Below are 7,565 nucleotides of genomic sequence, written 5' to 3'. Positions count from 1 at the left end.
CACCGGTTTTGGGGGTTCCCCTGGGGCGGAAAAAAAGGAACCAAAAAACCAGGCCCCGGACGACCGGGCTACTTGCCGGTGAACTTCTCGTACTCCTTGATGACCTCGTCGGTCGGGCCGTCCATGCGCAGCTCGCCGCGTTCCAGCCACAGGACGCGGTTGCAGGTGTCGCGGATCGACTTGTTGTTGTGACTGACCAGAAACACCGTGCCGGCCTGCTTGCGCAGCTCCCGGATGCGTTCCTCGGAGCGCTTCTGGAACTTGCGGTCGCCGGTGGCGAGGGCCTCGTCGATCATCAGGACGTCGTGGTCCTTGGCCGCGGCGATGGAGAAGCGCAGGCGGGCGGCCATGCCGGAGGAGTAGGTGCGCATCGGGAGGGTGATGAAGTCGCCCTTCTCGTTGATGCCGGAGAAGTCGACGATCTCCTGGTAGCGCTCCTTGATCTGTTCCCGGGACATGCCCATGGCGAGCCCGCCCAGTATCACGTTCCGCTCGCCCGTCAGGTCGTTCATCAGGGCCGCGTTCACACCGAGCAGCGAGGGCTGGCCGTCGGTGTAGACCTTGCCGCTCTCGGCGGGCAGCAGGCCGGCGATGGCGCGCAGCAGGGTCGACTTGCCGGAGCCGTTGGAGCCGATCAGACCGATGGCCTCGCCGCGGTAGGCGACGAAGGAGACACCCCGCACGGCGTGCACCTTGCGCACGCCGCGCTCCTCGCCGCGCTTCAGAATGCGGCTGAGCGCTGCGGTGGCGCTGCCCTTGCCGGTCTTGGCTCCGTTGACGCGGTAGACGATGTGCAGGTCGTCCGCGATGACGGTGGGGATGCGGTCCTCGGGGGTGCGCTCAGCCACGTCCGTACCTCTCCTCCGCCTTCCAGAAGTACACGAAGCCGCCGACGGCGAAGAGGAGGGCCCAGCCGCCCGCGACCGCCCACACGTGGTCGGGGAGCCACTCGGAGCCGTAGCCGTCGATCAGGGCGAAGCGGATCAGGTCCATGTAGATGGCCGCCGGGTTCCACTGCAGCACGTCGGCGATCCACTGCGGCTTGTCGGCGAGCATGATCGGGATGGAGTACATGACGCCGGACGCGTACATCCAGGTACGCATCACGAACGGCATCAGCTGCGCCAGGTCGGGCGTCTTGGCACCGGCCCGGGCCATGATCAGCGCGAGGCCGGTGTTGAAGCAGAACTGCAGGGCCAGCGCCGGAACGATCAGCACCCAGGACAGGTCCGGGTAGCTGCCGAAGGCGACGGTCACCGCGAACAGCACGATCATCGAGAAGAGCAGCTGCTGGAGCTGCTGGAGCGCAAAGGACACCGGCAGCGAGGCCCGCGGGAAGTGCAGGGCGCGGACCAGCCCCAGGTTGCCGGAGATCGCGCGCACGCCCGCCATCACCGAGCTCTGCGTGAAGGTGAACACGAACACGCCGGTGACCAGGAACGGAATGTAGACCTCGCGTTCCATCCCGCGGTCGGCCTCCAGGATCACCCCGAAGATGAAGAAGTACACGGCCGCGTTCAGCAGCGGCGTGACCACCTGCCACAGCTGGCCGAGCTTGGCCTGGCTGTACTGGGCGGTCAGCTTCGCCCGCGAGAAGGCGAGGATGAAGTGACGCCGGTCCCAGAGCTGGCGGACGTACTCGACGAGGGAGGGCCGGGCGCCGCTCACGGACAGGCCGTACTTCGCCGCGAGCTCCGCCGCGGTCAGTCCCTCGTCGGGTGACGCAGGCGCGGTCACCGCGACTGAGCGGTCGTGGGTTGTCTCACTCACTGGTGGAAACTTTCGTCTTCGAGATGCGCGGCCGGTGCTGGCCGGCCACGGGCCGGGAGCCGAGCGTTACGCCCCGAATGCTCTCAGGGACGAGCTTGTCAGATGACAGGAGGTCGGCCCAGCCGGGTCAGCCGCCACACCGTACGCCACTTCATGGGCCTGCGGGGGCCGCACGGGCTGCGCCAGCCCTCCCGGAACCCGCCGAACCATGCTCGCAGGGCCGGCCGCGAGGGGCGACGCAGCAGGGTGAGCAGCAGCCAGATGCCCAGGTAGACCGGCACCAGGGGGGCGGGCAGGTTGCGGCGGGCGAGCCAGACGCGGTTGCGGGCGACCATGCGGTGGTAGACCGCGTGCCGCGAGGGCGCGGTCGTCGGGTGGTACAGCACCATGTCGGACCGGTAGTCGATCATCCAGCCCGCGTCGAGGGCCCGCCATGCCAGGTCGGTTTCCTCGTGTGCGTAGAAGAATGCGTCCGGAAGGCCGCCGACTTCGGCGAAGACCTGGGTGCGGACGGCGTTGGCGCCGCCGAGGAAGGTGGTGACCCGGGACGAGCGCATCGGGTCGGAGGCGCGCAGCCGGGGGACGTGACGGCGCTGGGTGACGCCGGTGTCCGGGTCGGCGATGCGGAAGCTGACGATCCCGAGTTTCGGGTCGGCCGCGAAGGCCTGGCGGCACAGCTCGGCGGTGTCGGTGCGGGCGAGCAGGCCGTCGTCGTCGAGGAACAGCAGTATGTCGACGTCGCGGCCGCTGGGGCCGAAGGCCTCGATGCCGATGTTGCGGCCGCCGGGGATGCCGAGGTTCTCGGGCAGCTCGACCGTGCGGACACCGTCGGGGACCTCGGGCACGGGTGAGCCGTTGCCGACGACGACCACGGGTATCGGGTCGCCGTCCTGCTTGGCGACCGAGTCGAGCAGGGCGCGCAGTTCCTCGGGGCGGTTGCCCATGGTGATGATGACCGCCCCGACCTTCATGCCGCTCACTTCAGCCTGCTCGAGGCGAGGATGGACACGAGGTGCAACACGGTCTGCAGCAGCGCGATGCCGGCCAGCACCGCGACGCCGAGCCGGGAGAAGAACAGGTCGCCGCGGACCTGGTCGACGATCGCCAGGACCAGGATCAGCAGGGAGGCTTCGATGCCGAGGATCAGGCGGTGGAACTTGAGCGCGGCCGCGGCGCGGCGGGCGAGCGCCATGCCGGAGGAGCGCATCTCGGAGGCAGCCTCCTTGACCGGCGGCAGTCCGCCCTGGTGGCGGGCGACACCGACGAGGTCGGTCTCGGCCTTGATCAGGATGGCGCCGAGGGCGGCGAGAGTGCCGAGGAAGGCCCACAGCCAGTCGATACGGCCGCTGCCCCACAGGTCGGCGGCGCGCAGGCCGAAGCCGACGAGGACCGCGGCATCGGTGAGGTAGGCGCCGACGCGGTCCAGATAGACACCGCCCAGCGAGTACTGCTTCTTCCAGCGTGCGATCTCGCCGTCGACGCAGTCCAGCAACAGGTAGAGCTGGACCATGATCACGCCGAGCACCGCCCCGGGGATCCCCGGCACCAGGAGTGCCGGGGCCGCGAGGACACCGCAGACGGTCATCAGGTACGTGAGCTGGTTGGGTGTGACCCTGGTGTTCACCAGGTAGCGGTCGACCCGCAGGGACACCTCGCGCATGTAGAGGCGTCCCATCCAGTGCTCACCGCTGCGCCGGTCCTTCACCCCCGCGGGGTGAACGACGGGGCGGAGTTCAGCTACCGATGGCCTTGACATAGTCGGCGTAGATGTCCTTGATCTGGTCGGTGGTCAGGTCGAGGTGTTCGAGGATCGTGTAGCGGCCGGGCCGGGTCTGCGGAGCGAACTCCACGACGCGGACGAACTCGTCGTCCGTGAAGCCGATCTCCTCCGGCAGCACCGGAAGTCCGTGCCGACGCAGCACCTCGGCCATGGAGGCCGACTCCTCGTGGGCTCCGCGCAGGTACATGGCGAAGGCCGCGCCCAGCCCGCACTGCTCGCCGTGGGCGGCGGCACGCTTGGGGAAGAGCAGGTCGAAGGCGTGGTTGATCTCGTGGCAGGCGCCGGAGGAGGGGCGGGAGTCGCCCGACACGGACATGGCGATGCCACTGAGGACCAGCGCCTCGGCCAGTACCTGGAGGAAGTCGTTGTCACCGATGCCGCCCGGGTGCCGGAGCACCGCCTCGCCGGCCTGGCGGGCCATGGCGGCGGCGAGGCCGTCGATCTTCTCGCCCTTGACGCGGTGGGCGAGCTCCCAGTCCCGGATCGCGGAGATGTTGGAGACGGCGTCGCCGATGCCGGCCCGGACGAAGCGGACCGGGGCCTCGCGGATGACGTCGAGGTCGATGACGACGGCGATCGGGTTGGGCACGCCGTACGAGCCGCGGCCGGCGTCGTTGTCGAGGGTGGCGACCGGCGAGCACAGGCCGTCGTGCGCGAGGTTGGTGGGGACGGCGACCAGCGGCAGGCCCACGCGTGCCGCGGCGAACTTGGCGCAGTCGATGATCTTGCCGCCGCCGAGGCCGACGAGTGCGTCGAAGTGGCCGGCCTTGATGTCGGCGGCCAGCCGGACGGCGTCGTCCAGGGTGCCGCCGCCGACCTCGTACCAGGTGGCGCCGGGCAGTTGCGGGGCGACCCGGTCCCGCAGCCGGGCGCCGGAACCGCCGCTGACAGCGACGGCGAGCTTGCCCGAGTGCGAGATGCGTTCGTCGGCGAGCACGCCGGCCAGATCGTCGAGGGCACCCGGGCGGATGTCCACGACGACCGGCGAGGGTATGAGCCGGGTCAGTACTGGCACGCGATCTCCCGTCCCCGGGCGAGATCGTCGTGGTTGTCGATCTCGACCCACGGCACGTCGCCGATCGGGGCGACGTCGATCCGGAAGCCGCGGCCCACGAGCTCCTGGTAGCCGTGCTCGTAGAACTGCTGCGGGTCGTTCTCCCACACCGTGCGCAGGGCGTCGGCCAGTTCGGGCGCGGCGTCGCCCTCGATGAGGGTGACGCCGATGTACTCGCCGGTGGCCTCGGCCGGGTCCATCAGCTTGGTGATCTTCTGGACGCCCTTGGCGGGGTCGACGACGACCTTCATCTCCTCGTCGGCCAGCGACTTAACGGTGTCGAGGGCGAGGATGATCTTCTTGCCGTCGCCGCGGGCGGCGAGCAGCGTCTTCTCGACGGAGACCGGGTGGACGGTGTCGCCGTTGGCGAGGATCACGCCGTCCTTGAGGGCGTCACGGCCGCACCACAGGGAGTAGGCGTTGTTCCACTCCTCGGCCTTGTCGTTGTCGATGAGGGTGAGCCGCAGGCCGTACTTCTGCTCCAGGGCCGCCTTGCGCTCGTACACGGCCTCCTTGCGGTAGCCGACGATGATCGCGGCCTCGGTCAGGCCGATCTCGGCGAAGTTGCCGAGGGTCAGGTCGAGAACTGTGATCCCGTCGGTCCCGTCCTCGGTGCCCGCGGGCCCCACCGGCACCAGTGCCTTGGGCAGGGTGTCGGTGTAGGGGCGCAGACGCCGGCCGGCGCCGGCCGCCAGCACGAGGCCGATCATGCGGGTTCTCCTTCGTCGTGTACGGCGGGGGCCCCTGCGGACACCCAGAAGCGGGTGCTCTCGACGAGCACCACCAGGGCTACGGCCACGGCGAGGACCGTGAGCGCGACCTTGAACTGCGCGGCGGTCAGCAACACGGCAAGCACGGTGACCACCAGCGTCCGGCCCTCATGCCCCCCGATCGCCCGCACCAGCCAGTGCGGGGGCGCCCCCGCGTTGCCGCGGATGCGGTAGACCGTGTCGTAGTGATGGTAGGCGACGGCCCCAACCAGCCCGAAAGCTGCGGGAAGCGCTCCGTTCACCTCGGATTCAGCCGCCAGGATGAGGACGGTGCCGTACTCGGCGGCCCGGAAAAAGGGCGGGACCAGCCAGTCCAGGGCGCCCTTGAGGGGGCGTGCGACGGCGACGGCGGACAGGGCGGCGTACGCGATCGCGCACAGCAGGGTCGGCCATGCGGCGCCCCAAACTGCGGCGGAGATCACTACGAGGAGGCCGCCGGCGGCGGCGCTGAGGGGCGCAGGGAAGCGCGGAGCGGTGCGCTTCAGCAGTTCCACGAGCGGACCGCTGTCCGCGAGGTCGGCCAGCGCCTGCGCCGCGCGATCCGTCCGCCGGGCGTTGCGGGTCAGCGACCGCAGGACGCGGCCCGCCGTGGTGTACGTGGCCGCGAAGGCGCAGCCGATCAGCAGCACATAGAAGGTGATGCGGGGGGTGGTGGCCGCCGTCAGGACGGCGATCAGCGCCCAGCGTTCGCCGATCGGCAGGACGATCATCCGGCGCAGCCACACCGTCCAGCCGACGCTGTCCAGCTTGTCGGAGAGGGCGGCGGTGGGGCTGGTGTTCGCCGTGGCGTCGTGGTTGGCCTCGTTGAAGGAGAAGTCGACGACGTGCCGACAGGTCTGCAGAACCATCGCGCCGAGGGCGAGGGCCCACACGTCGTCGCCGCCACGGGCCGCGCCGAGCGCGAGGCCCGCGTAGTAGGCGTACTCCTTGGCCCGGTCGAAGGTCGCGTCCAGCCAGGCGCCCAGGGTGGAGTACTGCAGCGAGTAGCGGGCGAGCTGGCCGTCGGTGCAGTCCAGCACGAAGGAGGCGATCAGCAGGACGCCGGCCGCGATGAAGCCGCCCCGGGTACCGGTGGCCGCGCAGCCCGCCGCGATCAGGGCGGTGATGAGGGAGGCGGTGGTGACCTGGTTGGGGGTGAGGCCGCGGCGGGCGCACCAGCGGGCGATGTAGCGGGAGTAAGGGCTGATGAAGAAGGTGGTGAAGAAGCCGTCGCGGGCCTTCACGGCGGACTTCAGGCGTACGGCCTCGTCGTCGACGGCGGCGACGGCCTGCCGTGCCTCGTTGCGGGCCTGCGGGTCCGCGGGGACCGCGGCGACCAGACTGCCGAGCTCGGGACGGTGCACGTCGGCGTCGAGGGCGGTGACGATACGGTCGGCGAGGCTACCGACGAGGGTCGTCCCGGCGCCGGCCGAGTTCTCGCGGGCCAGCGCGCGGGTCAGCGCCCGGCGGCCGGCCGGCTGGGCCGTCACGGCGCCCGGAATCGCGGCGAGCGGGAAGCGGGGGTCGGTGAGGCCGAGGCGCAGGGCGTGCAGGTGGCCGACGAAACCCGCGTCGACCACGGCGACCCGTTCGCCGGCCGGCACCTGGGCAAGGAGGGTCTCGGCGGCGGCCGGGTCGGCGGCGGTACACACCTCGAAGCCGAGGGACCGCAGATCGTCCTCGATCGACGATCCGGGGACCGGCTGGCCGGTGAGGATGGCGGTCGACAACCGAACTCACTCCCTGGGTGCCAACGCATCCACGTCGGCCGTGTGCATGGTGGAGGCGCCCCCGGGCCGCGTGATCGGCTGCGCCAGGCGGGCGACATGTCGGCAGAGGCTATCGGATGATGACAAGCCTGTGTTCACCGGCCGTTCATGGCCCGGTCGACACGGTCTGCTGGGACCTCCGCGTCGATCATCATCAGGGATGCCGGGCCCGCCGCACAAAATCGCGCTCCCAGAACGGGCATTCACGACATCCGGCACCGCCGTGGGGGCCGACGGTCTTTTCGGCCGGGCTGGGGCCTGTCCGGCGGATCAGGTCGCAGGAAATCGGCGGCGCCCTACAAGCGCAGGTGAGCGGGGTCTGGTGCGTCCAGCTGCAAGGCGGAGGAGGGCGGCGACGCGATGGGGCCCCTCCCGCTCGAGCGAAGCCGAGCGTGGGGGAGTCGACAACCGACGACAACGCCGCAGATGGGCGTGCCAGACCC

Annotated in this window: 7 protein-coding genes; all 7 read right to left on the bottom strand. The window is 70.4% G+C overall.

The genetic code is table 11. The annotated features are described in order from the left end of the window. Positions 1-68 precede the first annotated feature (68 nt). Positions 69-848 (bottom strand): ABC transporter ATP-binding protein, encoded by a 780-nt coding sequence (locus ACTWQJ_RS42450; RefSeq protein ID WP_224733929.1) that lies wholly within the window; start codon positions 846-848, stop codon positions 69-71. Next, complete coding sequence (locus ACTWQJ_RS42445; RefSeq protein ID WP_443311757.1) at positions 841-1,770, bottom strand: ABC transporter permease; 930 nt, start codon at positions 1,768-1,770, stop codon at positions 841-843. Before ACTWQJ_RS42445 ends, ACTWQJ_RS42450 begins: the two co-directional genes overlap by 8 nt. A gap of 98 nt (positions 1,771-1,868) precedes the next feature. Then, complete coding sequence (locus ACTWQJ_RS42440) at positions 1,869-2,741, bottom strand: glycosyltransferase family 2 protein (protein WP_129802463.1); 873 nt, start codon at positions 2,739-2,741, stop codon at positions 1,869-1,871. 5 nt (positions 2,742-2,746) lie between these two features. Beyond that, positions 2,747-3,526, bottom strand: coding sequence for a CDP-alcohol phosphatidyltransferase family protein (locus ACTWQJ_RS42435; RefSeq protein ID WP_385258923.1), 780 nt, complete (start codon positions 3,524-3,526; stop codon positions 2,747-2,749). Continuing rightward, complete coding sequence (locus ACTWQJ_RS42430) at positions 3,504-4,565, bottom strand: iron-containing alcohol dehydrogenase family protein (RefSeq protein WP_443311756.1); 1,062 nt, start codon at positions 4,563-4,565, stop codon at positions 3,504-3,506. The genes ACTWQJ_RS42435 and ACTWQJ_RS42430 overlap by 23 nt, the downstream gene beginning before the upstream one ends. Beyond that, on the bottom strand, positions 4,553-5,314 hold the full coding sequence (locus ACTWQJ_RS42425; RefSeq protein ID WP_443311755.1) for a phosphocholine cytidylyltransferase family protein: 762 nt from the start codon (positions 5,312-5,314) through the stop codon (positions 4,553-4,555). Before ACTWQJ_RS42425 ends, ACTWQJ_RS42430 begins: the two co-directional genes overlap by 13 nt. Then, positions 5,311-7,083 carry a DUF5941 domain-containing protein gene (locus tag ACTWQJ_RS42420; protein ID WP_443311754.1) on the bottom strand — a complete coding sequence of 591 codons (1,773 nt, stop codon included), beginning with the start codon at positions 7,081-7,083 and terminating at the stop codon, positions 5,311-5,313. The genes ACTWQJ_RS42425 and ACTWQJ_RS42420 overlap by 4 nt, the downstream gene beginning before the upstream one ends. Positions 7,084-7,565: the final 482 nt, after the last annotated feature.

Source organism: Streptomyces sp. KR55, assembly GCF_052245645.1.
In the GTDB taxonomy this organism is placed as follows: domain Bacteria; phylum Actinomycetota; class Actinomycetes; order Streptomycetales; family Streptomycetaceae; genus Streptomyces; species Streptomyces flavusporus.
This window is presented reverse-complemented; position numbering and strand designations above follow the sequence as displayed.

What these genes read in the sequence shown, in the direction of transcription:
- ACTWQJ_RS42425 (WP_443311755.1), bottom strand. Translation starts at nt 5,314, where the DNA reads ATGATCGGCCTCGTGCTGGCGGCCGGCGCCGGCCGGCGTCTGCGCCCC.
- ACTWQJ_RS42435 (WP_385258923.1), bottom strand. Translation starts at nt 3,526, where the DNA reads ATGTCAAGGCCATCGGTAGCTGAACTCCGCCCCGTCGTTCACCCCGCG.
- ACTWQJ_RS42440 (WP_129802463.1), bottom strand. Translation starts at nt 2,741, where the DNA reads ATGAAGGTCGGGGCGGTCATCATCACCATGGGCAACCGCCCCGAGGAA.